We start from the raw sequence: 14085 nt of genomic DNA, 5'->3' as shown, positions 1-14085 counted from the left end.
GGCTCGCGGGAGGGGGCAGCTCGTTCATGCCATCCGGATTCCAGTATGCCGAAATTCAAGGCAGGGGGATGGCAAAGCACAGGCACCCCCGGTCTGCCTAGGGAAAATTCGCTTCATAAGGGTGCTTGCAGGCCGGATGGTCTTCGGACGTATACTGAAATTCAGACGGACAAGAATCATCCGCATTCCCTGGGGGCTTCCGATGACCGAGCAATCGCCGCGCGCCGCCTTGTCCCGCCGCGCCATCATGGGCGCCGGGGCGGGGCTCGCCTCCGCCGCCGCGGGTGTGGCCGCCCTGGGTTGGCCGCGCGGGCCGGCGCTGGCCGCGCCGACCACCCTGCGCGCCGCCATTTCCGGCTACAACGTGGTCAACACGCTGGACCCGGCGGTCGCCGCGCTGATCCCGGAATACTACGTGATCTGGGGCCTCTATAACGGGCTGCTGAAGCTGGATGCGCAGATGCGCCCGGTGCCGGACCTGGCCGAGAGCGTCACCGTCGCCGGCGACGGCCAGATCGAGTTCAAGCTGCGGCCCGGCGTCAAGTTCCACGACGGCAGCACGCTGACCTCGGACGACGTGAAGTTCACGCTGGAGCGGCTGCTGGACGAGACGACCAAGTCGCCCAACCGCAGCAAGGTCTCGGCCATCAGCCAGATCGACGTGCCGGATGCGCAGACGGTGCGGCTGCGCACCTCGGCCCCCTTCGCCCCGCTGCTGACCTTCCTGTCCAATGCCCGGACGGGGACGCAGATCCTGCCGCGCAAGGCCTTCATGGCCGATCCCGCCGGCTTCGGCCGCAAGCCGATCGGCACCGGCGCCTATCGCCTGCGCAGCTGGGAGCCGAACCAGGCGCTGAAGCTGTCGGCGTTCGCCGACTATTTCGGCGGCGCGCCGCGCATCCCGGAGATCGAGATCCCGCTGATCGCCGAGGAGACCAGCGGCGTCACCGCGCTGCTGGGCAAGCAGGTCGACATCACCTCGACCGCGCCGTTTGCCGATATCCCGGCGCTGGAGAAGCGCACCGACATCAAGGTGATGAAGCAGCCGGGGCTGAACACCCGCTTCCTGTCGCTGAACAACCGCAAGCCGCCCTTCGACGACGTGCATTTCCGCCGTGCCGTGTCGCTGGCGATCAACCGCGACGTGCTGGTGCGCGTGGTGCTGTTCGGCGAGGGCGTCGCGACCCCGGGGCTGATCCCGCCCTCGCTGACCGCCGCCTATGACCCGGCGCCCAAGCCGCTGTCGACCTTCAACGCCGCCCGCGCCAAGGAGGAACTGGCCAAGTCGAAGTATGGCGCCGGCACCAAGGGCACCATCCTGACCTGGGGCTCGGGCTGGTGGAAGCGCACGGCGGAGGTGGTCGTGGCGCAGGTCAACCAGGTGCTCGGCACCCAGCTGAATGTCGAGGTCACCGAGGCCAACACCGTCTTCGCCCGCATCCGCGCCGGCGACTACCAGGCCGGCACCTGGGGCTGGCTCGGCATGATCGACCCGGACGAATATTCCTACGACCTGCTGCACACCGAGGGCTGGCGCAACTTCGCCGGCTATTCCAACCCGAAGCTGGACGCCCTGCTGATCCAGGCGCGGCAGGAGCTGGACGTGGCCAGGCGCGGCGCGCTGTATCGCGAGAGCGAGGCGCTGTGGATCGACGACATGCCGGTGATCCCGCTGTTCTGCTCCAACATCCACAACCTGCTGGGCGCCAATGTCAGCGGCTTCACCCAGCTGCCCTATTCCAATTTCGGCGACCAGTTCGCGTCGATGTCGCTGGGGTAATCCGACTTTGGCTTCGACCACCTTGCGCCGGGGCGTCCGCCGCGCCGGCATCCTGCTGCTGACGCTGCTGGCCGGCGCGCTGCTGGTCTTCTTCGCGATGAAGGCGGCGCCGGGCGACCCGGCCCTCTCGGCGCTGGGCGAGAATGCCCGGCCCGAGCTGGTCGCCGCCTTCCGCAAGCTGCATGGGCTCGACCTGCCGGTCTGGCAGCAGTTCCTGTCCTGGATAAGCGGCGCGCTGGTCGGCGATTTCGGCCGCTCGCTGACGCTGGCCGGCGGCGTGCCGGTGGGCGAGCTGATCGCCAGCCGGCTGCCGGTCACCGCCTTCGTCGGCCTCTACGCGCTGCTGCTGGCGGCCACGATCTCGCTGGTCGCCGGCACCATCGCCGCGCTGCAGCGGGGCAAGGCCGCCGACACGGCGCTGACCTCGATGGCGGTGCTCGGCGTCTCCATGCCGGATTTCTGGCTGGGCTACGTGCTGATCTTCTTCCTGGCGCTGAACTTCCCGATCTTTCCGTCCTACGGCTTCGTCTCGCCGGTGGATTCGCTCCCCGGCGCGCTGCTCTCGGGCTTCCTGCCGGCGCTGGCGATCGCCGCGCCCATGGCGGCCGTCTTCTCCCGCGTGCTGCGCGCCGCGCTGCTCGACGTCATGCACCGGCCCTATGTGACGGCGTCCCGCTCCATCGGCCATTCCGGCGCCTTCGTCTTCATCCACACCATCCTGCGCAACGCCCTGATCCCCTATGTCACCATCATCGGCCTGCAGGTGCGCTACCTGCTGGGCGGCGTGGTGGTGATCGAGCGGGTCTTCGGCATCCCCGGCCTCGGCTCGCTGATGGTCGATGGCGCCTTCGGCCGCGACTATCCGGTGATCCAGGCCTGCGCCCTGACCTTCCTGGTGATCGTGCTGATGACCAACCTGGCCGTGGACCTGCTCTGCACCCGCCTCGACCCCAAGGCGCGCGCCTGATGCGCCGGACGCTCCGCCTGCTGGCCGGCGCCCGCACCCTGTCGCTCGGGCTGGCCATCACGCTGGTCGTGCTGTTCGGCATCCTGGCCGGGCCCTGGATCACACCCTTCTCGGCCACCGAGATGGATTTCATCAATGTCCTGACGCCGCCGGACGGCACCCACTGGCTGGGGACGGATTCCTTCGGGCGCGACGTGCTGTCCCGAGTGCTGAGCGGCGGCCAGATCTCCTTCCTGATCAGCACCGTCGGCGTGCTGTCGGGCGCGGCCATCGGCACCACGCTCGGCATGCATGCCGCCTGGCACGGCGGCAACCGCGAGGCCCTGCTGATGGCCTTCTGCGATCTTCTGTTCGCCTTCCCCAGCTTCGTCCTCGCCTTGTTCATGATGGTGGTGCTCGGCTTCGGCATGCACAACGTGATGATCGCCATCGCGCTGGCCTATCTGCCGATCTTCGCCCGCCTGGCCCGCAACCTGACGCGGACCATGATGCACGAGCCCTTCGTCCAGGCCGCGCGGCTGATGGGCCAGCGCCCGGCCCGCATCCTGGTCTTCGAGATCCTGCCCAATATCTTCTCGACCCTGCTGGTGCAGGCCAGCGTCGGCATCGCCTTCGGCATCGTGATGGAGGCGGGGCTGTCCTTCCTCGGCCTCGGCGTGCAGCCGCCGACGCCCTCCCTCGGCGTCATCCTGGCCGATGGGCGCGAGTATTTTCAGCGCGCCCCCTGGGTGCTGACGCTGACCGGCGTCGTCGTCTCGGTGGCGCTGCTGGGCCTCAACCTGCTGGGCGACGGTCTGCGCGACCTGACCGACCCCCGCCTGCGCAAGGCCGCTGGCCCATGAGCCCCCCGCTTCAACAGGCAATGCCGAAGAAATTGCTGGAGGTGCGCAACCTGCGCATCCATGCCGGCCCGCTGGAGGTGGTGCGCGCGGTCGACCTGGCGCTGCGCGAAGGCGAGACGCTGGGCATCATCGGCGAGAGCGGCTCGGGCAAGACCATCACCAGCCTGGCCCTGCTGCGGCTGCTGCCCGACGGGCTGCGCGCCGAGGCCGATGCCATGGTCTGGCGCGACCGCGACCTGACCTCGCTCTCCGACCGCGAATTTCGCCCCTGGCGCGGCCGCGAGATGGCCATGGTCTTCCAGGACCCGGTCGGCTCCTTCAACCCGGCCAAGAGCATCGGCTGGCACCTGCGCACCGCCCTCGAGCGCCGGGGCCTGCGCGGCGCCTGGAAGCCCGAGGCCGAGCAACTGCTGGACAGTGTCGGCATCCCCAACCCGGCCGCGGTGCTGGAACGCTATCCGCACCAGCTGTCGGGCGGCATGCTGCAGCGGGCGCTGATCGCCATGGTGGTGGCCCTTGAACCGGGGCTGATCGTCGCCGACGAGCCCACCACCAACCTCGACAACATCGTCGAGCAGCAAATTTTGACGCTGTTCCGCGACCTGCGGAAGCGGCTGTCGGCCGCCTTCGTCTTCATCACCCATGACATCGGCATCGCCGGCCAGATCAGCGACCGCATCGCGGTGATGTATGCCGGCGAGATCGTCGAGCAGGGCCCCGCCGCCGAAATGCTGGCCGCGCCCCGCCACCCCTATACCCGCGGCCTGATCGCGACCGCCCGCGCGCTCGCCGCCCGCGCCGAGCAATTGGCAGAGATCCCCGGCCACCTGCCGGGCCCTGGCCAGCGGCCTTCGGGCTGCGTCTTCCGCCCGCGCTGCTCGGAGGCGCGCCCCGGCTGCGAGGCGCCGCAGCCGCTGCGCGACATCGCCCCCGGACGCCAGATGCGGTGCCTGCTCGATGCCTGACGCGCTGCTCGACCTCCAGGACCTCGGCGTCCATTTCCCCGACCGCAACCGCCCGGGCGGCGTGCTGAAGGCGGTGGATGGCGTCAGCCTCTCCGTCGCCCCCGGCGAGATCCTGGGCCTTGTCGGGGAATCCGGCAGCGGCAAGACGACGCTGGGCAAGACCCTGCTGCGGCTCTACGAGCCCGCCGCCGGAAAGATCCTGCTGCAGGGCCGCGACATCACGCATCTGGGCGAGGCGGCGCTGCGCCCGCATCGCCGCGCCATGCAGATGGTGTTCCAGGACCCGCTTTCTTCTTTCAATCCGCGGCAGACCATCTTCACCGCGATCGCCACGCCGCTGCTGCTGCATGGCCTCTGCGCCAAGGCCGAGCTGCCCGCCCGCATCGCCGCCATCCTGGCCGAGGTCGGGCTGCCGGCCGATTTCGCCCCCCGCTACCCGCACCAGATGTCCGGCGGCCAGCTGCAGCGCGCCGCCATCGGCCGGGCGCTCGCGCTGGAGCCGCAGCTGATCGTCGCCGACGAGGCGGTGTCCAAGCTCGACGTCTCGGTGCGCGCGCAGATCCTGAACCTGCTGCGCCGGCTGCAGGCCGAGCGGGGCCTCGCCATGGTCTTCATCACCCACGACCTGCATGTGGCGCGCTTCCTCTGCCACCGCATCGCCGTGATGCATTTCGGCAAGCTGCTGGAAATCGGCCCCACCGACCAGATCTTCGACCATCCGCGCCACGACTACACCCGTGCCCTGATCGGCACGCTGCACGACCTGCCCGCCTGAGGAGATGCCCGCCATGACCCGACAGATGAGCCTCGGCCTGTCGATGCGCTATCTCGGCTACCACGCCGCCGCCTGGCGGCACCCGCAGGTCGATCCCGGCGGCGCCTCCGACTTTCGCCACTTCCTGCGCGTGGCCCAGCTGGCGGAAGCGGCCAAGTTCGACATGGTCTTCCTGGCCGACGGTATCGGCATCCGCGCCAAGGACGAGCCGCCGGGCTCGCTCTGCCGCTCCGCCCAGACCGCGGAGCTGGAGCCGCTGACGCTGCTCTCCGCCCTGGCCCCGATGACCAGCCGCATCGGCCTGGTGGCCACGGCGTCGACCACCTACAATGAGCCCTTCCACATCGCGCGGAAATACGCCTCGCTCGACAAGATCAGCGGCGGCCGCGCCGGCTGGAACATCGTCACCAGCTGGTCCGACGCCGAGGCGCAGAACTTCAACCGCGACGCCCATCTCGACTACGGCACCCGCTACGAGCGCGCCGGCGAGTTCGTCGAGGTGGTCAAGGGCCTGTGGGACAGCTGGGACGCCGACGCCTTCGCCAGCCGCGACAAGGAAGCCGGCATCTTCTTCGACGCCGACAAGCTGCATGTACTGAACCACCAGGGCAAGCACTTCAAGGTCAAGGGCCCGCTGAGCGTCGCGCGCAGCCCGCAGACCCGCCCGATCTTGGTGCAGGCCGGCGCCTCCGAGGCCGGCATGGAGATCGCCGCCACCAGCGCCGAGGTGGTCTATGCGGTGCCCCACGAGCTGGAGACCGGCCGCAGCTACTATGCCGACCTCAAGCAGCGCACGGCGAATGCCGGCCGCAGCCCGGACGGCATCAAGATCATGCCCGGCATCACCCCCTTCATCGGCGCCACCGAGGCCGAGGCGCGGGAGAAATACGACCTGCTCAACGCCCTCGTCGCGCCCGAGCTCGGCCTGTCCTACCTCTATGCGCAGATGGGCGATCTCTCGGCCTATCCGCTGGACGGCCCGGTGCCCGAGCCGAACGACCCGCGCGTCCGCAGCATCGCCCAGAACCTGCTGAAGCTGGCGCGCCGCGACAACCTGACCATCCGCGGCCTCTACACGACGATCGCCGCCGGCTTCGGCTCCCGCATCCTGATCGGCACCGCGACCCAGGTCGCCGACGAGATGCAGGCCTGGATGGAAGCCGAGGCCGCCGACGGCTTCAACATCTGCCCGCCCGCCCTGCCAATCGGGCTGGAAGACTTCGCCGCCTTCGTCATCCCGGAACTGCAACGCCGGGGCATCTTCCGGACGGAATACGCCGGGACCACCCTGCGCGAACATCTCGGGGTGCCGGTGCCGGTGAGTAAGTATTCGTAAGTGAAAGGCCAGGGGAATGAATTCCCCTGGACCCCTTCTTTTTTCTGTCAGATTGCCATGTCCACGTGACGACAGTACGCGCAACGGCCCAGCCAGAGCGCGACCTGCCGGCGAGCGCTGATTATATCAACGTGTCCCGCCGTGACCCCCTGGTATCGCTTCCGGTGCGGCGTAGGTCTTGCAATGGCCGGTGCCAGAAAAGAATGATGGGGGTCTGGGGGAAGAATTCATTCTTCCCCCAGCCTTGGCTTACCTGACCTCTGCTTCCCCCAACGCCAGCACAAGCCCGGCGAGGGGGAGGCAGCAGACGAAGCCCAGCTGACCGAAACCCACCGCGCCGACGATGCCTCCGGCGAGGAATCCGCCCAGCAGCACTGCCAGCAGGCCCAGCTTGCCGCGGTCGGCGCGGACGAAGCGCGGGTCGGCGCCCCAGTTCCAGTAGAACAGCTTGCCCAGCTCGATGCCGATGTCGGTCGCGATGCCGGTGACATGGGTGGTGCGGATGCGGGCGCCGGAGATCTTGGTGATGGTCGCGTTCTGCAGCCCCATCAGGAAGCACAGCAGCGGCACCGCGGGCACGATCACCAGGGGGCTGGTCTGCCACAGCGCGCCGAGCAGGCCGAAGCCCAGCATCAGGCTGGCCTCCAGCCGCATCGGCAAGGCGTGGCTGCGGCGATGGGCGTGGCGGCGGGCCCAGTTCACCAGCACGGCGGAGGTCGCGGCGCCGGCCAGGAAGGGCAGCAGGGCGGCCAGCCCCGCCAGCACCGCCGCCCAGGCGCCCAGCGCCAGGTGGTCGGCCAGCGCCGAGACCGTGCCGGTCATGTGCGAGGTGTATTGCCCCACCAGCAGCAGCCCGCCGGCATTGATGGCGCCGGCGACGAAGGTCAGGGTCAGGCCGAAGCCAGCCTCGCCGAGGCGCGGGCGTGCCGCCACCCGGCGCGCCAGCGGCAGCTCCGTCATCGGTGGCATCGGCCCCTCCATCGCTTGGGGCGGGCAGTATAGGCCGGCGCCGGCAGCCAGGCCTATGCCGGTGGCGGGCGCGCAAAAAAAGAGCCCGGCGGGCGGCTGCCCCCGGGCTCCGGTTGGTCGAGGCGCCGCCGGTCAGGCGGCGCGGCCTGCTTCAGGCCTCCTCGTCCTCGTCGCTGTCGTCGTCCGGGTCGGTGATCGGGACCAGGAACAGGACCACGGCGGCGTCCTCGTCCTCCTCGTCCTCTTCCCCGTCTTCGCCCTCGTCGGCCTCGTCATCGGCGGCGTCGGCGAAGTCTTCCTCATCGCCCTCGTCGTCGCTGGCCTCGAACTCGGCGATCTCTTCCTCGGTCGCCGCGCGCACGGTGAGCGGCGCGGTGCCGTCCCAGAGCGGCTTGTCCTCGCTCAGCAGGCGCTGCAGATCGCCGCGGAAGGGGGCGCTGTCGACCAGCTCGCGCGCATCCTCCTCGTCGGTGTCGATGACGGCAATCGGCCGGCCGCCGATCTCGAGCGTGAACATGGCTATGGGTACTCCCGTTTGGCAGGCGCCCGCCCGCGCCGCGATCGCGGCGCGGCCGGGCGCTTCGGGGGCCATGAAGCACAGCTGGCCGCCCCCTGTCAGCCACCGGGCGCCCGGATTCCCCCCGATGGGCCCGATTTCATGACTTTTTCAAGCGCGGACCCGGCCTTGCTGCCCGGCCTTACCCCTCGGCCGGCGGCACCGAGCGGCCGAGCGCCTGCATCAGCCGGTTGGCATTGGCGAACATCGCCACCGCATGGATCAGGTCGAGGATCTCGAGGTCGCCCAGCCCCGCCGCGCGCAGCGGCGCCAGCCCGGCGGCGGTGGTCGCCGTGGGGTCGCGGGTCAGGCCGGCGGCATAGTCGACGATGGCCTGCTGCCGGGCATCCAGCCCCTGCACCTCGATGCCGTGCTCCAGCAGGGCATGCATCACGGCGTCCTGCTTGCTGAGCTCGACATAGCGGCGGGCATGCACCGAGGCGCAGTAGACGCAGCCATTGACGATGGAGACCACGGCGGTGGCCAGCTCCCGCTCTGCCCGCGGCAGGCCCTTCGCCGCGTACATCACCTTGGTGAAGAGCGCGCCGCGCTCGGCCAGCGAGGCCGGGTCGTGCACCAGGGTGCGGAAATAGGCCGAGCCGCGCTGGCCGGGCGGGCAGGCTTCCAGCGCGGCCACCTGCCCGGGCGTTGCCGTCGCGGCCTCGACCGGCGGCAGGCGGGGCTCCCAGCCGACCTCCTCCATGGTGAAGCGGGTCATGCCGCGCGCTCCTGCTGCAGCTGGCGCAGCCCGGCCAGCAGCCGGGTCTGGTAGGGGATGAAGGCGACCAGCTGGGTCACCGCGACGATATCCTGCGGCGACAGGCCGAGGGCGGCCAGCAGGTCGATGTCGTCCTGGCCGCACTCGGCCGGGCGCTCGGTCACCCTGTCGGCATAGCGGAACAGCACGGACAGGCGGTCCTGGCCGTCGGGCGCGGGGAAGGCCTCGGCGGCGGCGATGACCGCGGCGTCGGCGGTCGCGGCCAGCAGGGCGCGGTAATGCGCGGCCAGCGGCAGCTCGCGCTCGATCAGGGCGCCGCGCAGCGCCAGGCCCGCGCGCTCGGCCAGGCTGACGCCGCCGGGTGCTTCGGGCAGCACCAGGGCGCGGTAGGTGGCTTCCTCATGGCCCAGGATCTCGGCGCGCTGGCGGCGCAGCCGGCCGAGCGGCGAGGCGGCATCGAGGCCGAGCAGATGCTCGGCCAGGTCGGGGATGGCGATCATGCGGCGCGGCTTCCGGGCTGGCCAGGGTGGGGGAGGCGCGGCGCCGCCGCAGCCTCCTGGCGGGCATGATGCGGGAAGCCGGATCGGCTCACCAGCCCGGCGGATCGGCCGCTTCGGCACGCTGCTGATGGCCGCGATGGATCGGAGCGGCGCCAACGAGGCCTGGGCGCGCGAGAGCATGACGCTGCTGGCGCGCGACGTCCTGCCCGCGCGTCAGGCCAAGGGCGTCACTCCGCCTCGGCGGCGGCGTCGTAGCGCTGGCGGGCGCCGTGCATGGCGCCGCCATTCTGCGTCGCCCAGTCGATGATGCCCAGCAGCGGCGGCAGCAGCGACATGCCCATCGGCGACAGGCGGTAGTCGACCCGCGGCGGCACCGCGGCATGCAGCTCGCGCTCGACCAGGCCGACGCGCTCCAGGTCGCGCAGCGTCTGGGTCAGCATGCGCTGCGAGATGTCGGGGATGTCGCGGCGCAGCTCGCTGAAGCGGCGGGTCTGCCGGCTGAGCGCGATCACCACCAGCACGGTCCATTTGCTGCCCAGATGCTCCAGCGTCTCGCGGATCGGGCAGCCGCGCACGGCCGCCGGCCTGGGGGAGGGTTTCGGCGTCGGTTTCGGCGTGCCGCGGCCGGGGCAGCCATCCAGGCTGGTCTGCAGCGCTGCGGCGGCGGGGGCGAGGTGGTTCCCTGGAGAATACTTGGTCACGAGAAACTGCCTTCTTTTGTGATCCCGGCGGATACCCTAACCTCGCGGAGATGATTTTTCCCAATGCTGAAACAGCAAAATAATCTCAAGTAAATAACCGAGTTCTCGAGAAGATCTTCACCCGATCCGCCGCGGCGGCCAGTCGTGAGATGATATTGATAATGACTCTCATTAACAAGCCCCGTGACCAATCCCCCCGTTCTTGCGCGAAGGCTGCCGCCTGATGTCCGACCCGATCCCCCCCGCCAGCCTGGCCGCCCTCGCCGCCGCCCACCGCGCCCAGGTGGAGGCCGGCAGCAGGCTGCGCGCCCGCGACGCGGCCCAGGCGCTGGGCGCCAGCGAGGCGGCGCTCGTCGCCTCCGGCGCGCTGGGCGAGGCCACCCCGCTGCGCCCCGACTGGCTCGACCTGCTGCGCGGCCTGACGCCGCTCGGCCGGGTCATGGCGCTGACCCGCAACGCGCTGGCGGTGCATGAGCGCAAGGGGGTCTACGAGAGCGTCGAGCCCACCGGCCATGCGCTGCTGGTGCTGGGGCCGGATATCGACCTGCGGCTGTTCCCGCGCGGCTGGGCGCATGCCTATGCGCTGGGCGGCGAGCGCCCCTCGATCCAGATCTTTGCCAATGACGGCTCGGCCGTTCACAAGGTCTATGCGACCGAAGGCACCGACCGCGCCGGCTGGGACGCGCTGGTCGCGGCCTTCGCCGCCCCGGACGCCGCGGAACCGCCGATCGCCCTGCCGCCGGCCGTGGAGTCTGGTGCCGAGACCCCGGTCGATGCCGCCGCGCTGCGCGCCGAATGGCTGGAACTGAAGGACACCCACGACTTCTTCGGCCTGCTGCGCCGGCATGGCGCCAGCCGCCGCCAGGCCTTCCGCCTCGCCGGCGAAGACCTGGCCCAGCGCCTGCCTGCCGGCGCCGCCGCCGAGGCGCTGCGCCAGGCGGCGGCGCTGGCCCTGCCGATCATGCTCTTCGTCGGCAACCGCCACGCCATCCAGATCCATACCGGCCCGGTCTCGCGCCTGGTCGATGCGCAGGGCTGGTTCAACGTGCTGGACCCCGACTTCAACCTGCATCTGAAGGAGACCGAGGTCGCCGAGATCTGGCGCGTGGTGAAGCCCACCGCCGATGGCGCCGTGACCTCGATCGAGCTGCTCGACGCGCAGGGCGAGACCGTCGCTATGCTGTTCGGCGCCCGCAAGCCCGGCCAGCCGGAGCTGCCCGCCTGGCGCGCTTTGGCCGAGGGCCTGGCCGGCCGGCCGCTGGCGGCATGATCGCCCGGCGCGCCCTGCTGGCGCTGGCGGGGGTCGCCACGGCGGCCCCGGCCCGCGCGGCGGCTCCCCCTGCTGCCGCACCCCGCCGCATCGTCGCCATCGGCGGCGCGCTGACCGAGGCGGTCTATGCGCTGGGCGCCGGCGAGGCGCTGGTGGCGGTCGACAGCACCAGCCTCTATCCGCGCGCCGCCACGGCGCTGCCGCAGGTCGGCTATCTGCGCGCCCTGCCGCCCGAGGGCATTTTTTCCCTGACGCCCGACCTGCTGCTGCTCTCCAGCGATGCGGGGCCGCCGCAGGTGGTGGATGTGCTGCGCTCTGGCGGGCTGAACCTGTCGGTCATTGCCGACGGCTCGGGCATCGCGGCGGTGCGCCAGAAGATCGGCGCGGTCGGCGTCGCGCTGGGCCGTGGCGCCGAGGCGGCGGCGCTGGCGGAAACCGTCGCGGCCGACTGGGCCAGCCTGGATGCGGCGGCGGCCTCCATCGCCACCCCCCTGCCGGTGCTGTTCATCATCGGGCTGGGCCGCGGCGTGCCGCTGGTCGCGGCCTGCGGCGGCCGCAACGTCACCCAGGGCTTCCAGGGGTTCCGCCCGCTCTCGCCCGAGGCGGCGGCGGCGCTGGCGCCCCAGGCGATCCTGCTGATGGACCACACTTTGGCCGAGGCCGGCGGTCCCGCGGCCGTCGCGGCCCTGCCCGGCATCGCCCTGACCCCGGCCGCGGCGGCCGGACGCATCTTCTCCGTCGATGCCACCGACCTGGCCTTCGGCCCGCGCGCCGCCCAGGCGCGGCGCCGGCTGCTGGCGGCGCTGCATCCGACCCTGGCCCTGCCGGCGCTGCCGCCACGCGCCTGGGCGCAGGGCTGAATGACGCGCCGCCGCCTGTTGCTGCCGGGCGTCGCGCTGCTGCTGCTGGCGGCGCTGGCGGCCGGGCTGCTGCTGGGCCCGGCCCGCGTCGCGCCCGCCACCCTGCCGGCGCTGCTGGCCGACCGGCTGGGCTGGGCGCCGCTGCCGCCGCCGCTCGCCGGCGAGGCCGCCATCCTGCAGGCCATCCGCCTGCCACGGGCGCTGATGGCGGCGATCATCGGCGCCGGGCTGGGGGCGGCGGGCGCCGTGATGCAGGGGCTGTTCCGCAACCCGCTGGCCGATCCCGGGCTGGTCGGCGTCTCGGCCGGCGCGGCGCTGGCCGCCGTCGGCGCCCTCGTGCTGGGGGCGGGCGGCGCCGGGCTCGGCCTGTGGCTGGTGCCGGTCGCCGCCTTCTGCGGCGGGCTGGCGGCGACGCTGGCCGGGCTGGCGCTGGCGCGCGACGGCGGCGGGCTGGATGCGGCGACCCTGCTGCTGGCCGGCATCGCCATCAACGCGCTCTGCGCCGCCGGCACCGGGCTGCTGATCTTCCTGGCCGATGAGCGCCAGCTGCGCGACATCACCTTCTGGACGCTGGGCAGCCTGGCGGGCGTGCGCATGGCGCAGCTGCCCGTCGCGCTGCTGCTGATCCTGGCGCCGACCCTGGCGCTGCTCAGCCTGGCCCGCCCGCTGAACTCTTTCCTGCTGGGCGACTCGGAGGCGTTCTTCCTCGGCGAGCGCGTCCAGCATGTGCGGCTGGCGGCTGTGCTGCTCTCGGCCGTCGCCGTCTCGGCCGGGGTGGCCCTGACCGGGCTGGTCGCCTTCGTCGGGCTGGTCGTGCCGCATCTGCTGCGTCTGGCCGGGGCCGGCGACCACCGGCTGCTGCTGCCGGGTTCGGCGCTGCTCGGGGCCGCGCTGCTGCTGCTGGCCGATCTCGGCGCGCGCAGCCTGGCGGCGCCGGCGGAATTGCCGCTCGGCGTCGTCACCGCGCTGATCGGCGCGCCGTTCTTCCTGTGGCTGCTGCGGCGCGGGCGGTCGGCATGATCGCTGTCGAGGGCTGCGGTTTCGCCGTTCGTGGCGCGGCGTTGCTGCAACAGGTGAGCGTCGCGCTGCGCCCCGGCCGCGTCACCGCCATCGTCGGGCCGAACGGCGCCGGCAAGTCGACCCTGCTCGGGCTGATGAGCGGCGCGCTGCGGCCGGTGGCGGGGCGCGTCACGCTCGCCGGCCAGGATCTGCGCGGCTGGAAGCCCGCCGAGCTCGCGCGGCGCCGCGCCGTGGTCAGCCAGAAGGTCGCCGTCGCCATGCCGATGACGGCGCGGCAGGTGGTGACGCTGGGCCGCCAGCCCTGGCGCGCGACGCCGGCACAGCGCGACGACGCCGCCGCCATCGCCGAGGCGATGTCGGCAGCCGGTGTCTCGCATCTTGCCGAGCGCGACCAGGCGGCGCTGTCAGGCGGCGAGCAGCAGCGGCTGCATTGGGCACGGGCGCTCGCGCAGCTGGCGCCGATGCCGCTGGGCGGGCTGCTGCTGCTCGACGAGCCCACCGCCAGCCTCGATCTCGGCCATGCGGCGCAGCTGCTGCGGCATCTGCGGGCGCTGGCGGAACGGCGCGGCACCGGCATCGCTTTGGTGCTGCACGACCTGAACCAGGCGCGCTTCGTCGCCGACGATGTCGTGCTGCTGGCGCAAGGCCGCGTCGTGGCCCAGGGCGCGGCCGCCGAGGTGCTGCGGCCGCGGCTGCTGGAGCCGGTCTACGCGGTTCGTTTCCATGCCGTCGGCGACAGCATCCTGGCCGATTACGCGGCGCCCGCGCGCAGCGCCGGCTGAGGCCGGCCTTTTCCCCGCCGCGACGCCGCTTTTAATGTTGATAT

The 14085-nt window shown here is 71.6% G+C and carries 15 protein-coding genes; 10 read left to right on the top strand and 5 right to left on the bottom strand.

Going from position 1 to position 14085, the window contains the following annotated elements:
* Positions 1-202 precede the first annotated feature (202 nt).
* Genes GVN67_RS06965 through GVN67_RS06940 form a run of 6 tightly spaced genes read left to right on the top strand, consistent with a single transcriptional unit; the run spans position 203 to position 6665 of the window.
* Positions 203-1780 carry an ABC transporter substrate-binding protein gene (locus GVN67_RS06965; protein ID WP_159994172.1) on the top strand — a complete coding sequence of 526 codons (1578 nt, stop codon included), beginning with the start codon at positions 203-205 and terminating at the stop codon, positions 1778-1780.
* A 22-nt stretch (positions 1781-1802) separates the two neighbouring features.
* Entirely contained in the window at positions 1803-2747 is a 945-nt protein-coding gene (locus tag GVN67_RS06960) for an ABC transporter permease (RefSeq protein WP_159994170.1), read from the top strand.
* Complete coding sequence (locus GVN67_RS06955; protein ID WP_159994168.1) at positions 2747-3589, top strand: ABC transporter permease; 843 nt, start codon at positions 2747-2749, stop codon at positions 3587-3589. Before GVN67_RS06960 ends, GVN67_RS06955 begins: the two co-directional genes overlap by 1 nt.
* Entirely contained in the window at positions 3586-4554 is a 969-nt protein-coding gene (locus GVN67_RS06950; protein ID WP_159994166.1) for an ABC transporter ATP-binding protein, read from the top strand. The genes GVN67_RS06955 and GVN67_RS06950 overlap by 4 nt, the downstream gene beginning before the upstream one ends.
* Positions 4547-5329 (top strand): ATP-binding cassette domain-containing protein, encoded by a 783-nt coding sequence (locus GVN67_RS06945; protein ID WP_159994164.1) that lies wholly within the window; start codon positions 4547-4549, stop codon positions 5327-5329. The genes GVN67_RS06950 and GVN67_RS06945 overlap by 8 nt, the downstream gene beginning before the upstream one ends.
* Positions 5330-5342: 13 nt before the next feature.
* Positions 5343-6665 (top strand): LLM class flavin-dependent oxidoreductase, encoded by a 1323-nt coding sequence (locus GVN67_RS06940; protein WP_235035052.1) that lies wholly within the window; start codon positions 5343-5345, stop codon positions 6663-6665.
* 249 nt (positions 6666-6914) lie between these two features.
* Here the strand turns inward: GVN67_RS06940 and GVN67_RS06935 are convergent, their stop codons facing one another.
* The 5 genes from GVN67_RS06935 to GVN67_RS06915 all read right to left on the bottom strand — a co-directional run bounded on the left by GVN67_RS06935 (position 6915) and on the right by GVN67_RS06915 (position 10109).
* On the bottom strand, positions 6915-7634 hold the full coding sequence (locus tag GVN67_RS06935; RefSeq protein WP_200845154.1) for a YoaK family protein: 720 nt from the start codon (positions 7632-7634) through the stop codon (positions 6915-6917).
* A gap of 151 nt (positions 7635-7785) precedes the next feature.
* On the bottom strand, positions 7786-8151 hold the full coding sequence (locus GVN67_RS06930; protein ID WP_159994160.1) for a hypothetical protein: 366 nt from the start codon (positions 8149-8151) through the stop codon (positions 7786-7788).
* 181 nt (positions 8152-8332) lie between these two features.
* On the bottom strand, positions 8333-8908 hold the full coding sequence (locus tag GVN67_RS06925; protein WP_159994158.1) for a peroxidase-related enzyme: 576 nt from the start codon (positions 8906-8908) through the stop codon (positions 8333-8335).
* Positions 8905-9408 carry a CMD domain-containing protein gene (locus GVN67_RS06920; RefSeq protein ID WP_159994156.1) on the bottom strand — a complete coding sequence of 168 codons (504 nt, stop codon included), beginning with the start codon at positions 9406-9408 and terminating at the stop codon, positions 8905-8907. Before GVN67_RS06920 ends, GVN67_RS06925 begins: the two co-directional genes overlap by 4 nt.
* 227 nt (positions 9409-9635) lie before the next feature.
* Positions 9636-10109, bottom strand: coding sequence for a helix-turn-helix domain-containing protein (locus tag GVN67_RS06915; protein ID WP_235035045.1), 474 nt, complete (start codon positions 10107-10109; stop codon positions 9636-9638).
* 223 nt (positions 10110-10332) lie between these two features.
* On the opposite strand from GVN67_RS06915, the gene GVN67_RS06910 reads away from it, so the two are divergent.
* From GVN67_RS06910 to GVN67_RS06895, 4 genes are read left to right on the top strand one after another with little or no spacing between them, the layout of a single operon-like run.
* Entirely contained in the window at positions 10333-11379 is a 1047-nt protein-coding gene (locus tag GVN67_RS06910) for a hemin-degrading factor (RefSeq protein WP_159994154.1), read from the top strand.
* Positions 11376-12239 carry a hemin ABC transporter substrate-binding protein gene (locus tag GVN67_RS06905; protein WP_159994152.1) on the top strand — a complete coding sequence of 288 codons (864 nt, stop codon included), beginning with the start codon at positions 11376-11378 and terminating at the stop codon, positions 12237-12239. The genes GVN67_RS06910 and GVN67_RS06905 overlap by 4 nt, the downstream gene beginning before the upstream one ends.
* On the top strand, positions 12240-13259 hold the full coding sequence (locus tag GVN67_RS06900) for an iron ABC transporter permease (RefSeq protein WP_159994150.1): 1020 nt from the start codon (positions 12240-12242) through the stop codon (positions 13257-13259).
* Positions 13256-14041: a heme ABC transporter ATP-binding protein gene (locus GVN67_RS06895; RefSeq protein ID WP_159994148.1), complete on the top strand. Its 786-nt coding sequence runs from the start codon at positions 13256-13258 to the stop codon at positions 14039-14041. Before GVN67_RS06900 ends, GVN67_RS06895 begins: the two co-directional genes overlap by 4 nt.
* The last annotated feature ends 44 nt before the right edge of the window (positions 14042-14085 follow it).

This window comes from Roseomonas sp. 18066 (genome assembly GCF_902706185.1).
Classification (GTDB): Bacteria; Pseudomonadota; Alphaproteobacteria; order Acetobacterales; family Acetobacteraceae; genus Pseudoroseomonas.
Note: the sequence above shows the minus strand (reverse complement) of the source record. Positions and strands in the feature narration are given on the sequence as shown.

Bases quoted from the DNA above. Each gene is read 5' to 3' on its own strand.
- GVN67_RS06940 (WP_235035052.1), top strand. From the start codon at position 5,343: ATGACCCGACAGATGAGCCTCGGCCTGTCGATGCGCTATCTCGGCTAC.
- GVN67_RS06945 (WP_159994164.1), top strand. From the start codon at position 4,547: ATGCCTGACGCGCTGCTCGACCTCCAGGACCTCGGCGTCCATTTCCCC.
- GVN67_RS06955 (WP_159994168.1), top strand. From the start codon at position 2,747: ATGCGCCGGACGCTCCGCCTGCTGGCCGGCGCCCGCACCCTGTCGCTC.
- GVN67_RS06895 (WP_159994148.1), top strand. From the start codon at position 13,256: ATGATCGCTGTCGAGGGCTGCGGTTTCGCCGTTCGTGGCGCGGCGTTG.
- GVN67_RS06900 (WP_159994150.1), top strand. From the start codon at position 12,240: ATGACGCGCCGCCGCCTGTTGCTGCCGGGCGTCGCGCTGCTGCTGCTG.
- GVN67_RS06950 (WP_159994166.1), top strand. From the start codon at position 3,586: ATGAGCCCCCCGCTTCAACAGGCAATGCCGAAGAAATTGCTGGAGGTG.
- GVN67_RS06920 (WP_159994156.1), bottom strand. From the start codon at position 9,408: ATGATCGCCATCCCCGACCTGGCCGAGCATCTGCTCGGCCTCGATGCC.
- GVN67_RS06930 (WP_159994160.1), bottom strand. From the start codon at position 8,151: ATGTTCACGCTCGAGATCGGCGGCCGGCCGATTGCCGTCATCGACACC.
- GVN67_RS06925 (WP_159994158.1), bottom strand. From the start codon at position 8,908: ATGACCCGCTTCACCATGGAGGAGGTCGGCTGGGAGCCCCGCCTGCCG.
- GVN67_RS06965 (WP_159994172.1), top strand. From the start codon at position 203: ATGACCGAGCAATCGCCGCGCGCCGCCTTGTCCCGCCGCGCCATCATG.
- GVN67_RS06935 (WP_200845154.1), bottom strand. From the start codon at position 7,634: ATGCCACCGATGACGGAGCTGCCGCTGGCGCGCCGGGTGGCGGCACGC.
- GVN67_RS06905 (WP_159994152.1), top strand. From the start codon at position 11,376: ATGATCGCCCGGCGCGCCCTGCTGGCGCTGGCGGGGGTCGCCACGGCG.
- GVN67_RS06910 (WP_159994154.1), top strand. From the start codon at position 10,333: ATGTCCGACCCGATCCCCCCCGCCAGCCTGGCCGCCCTCGCCGCCGCC.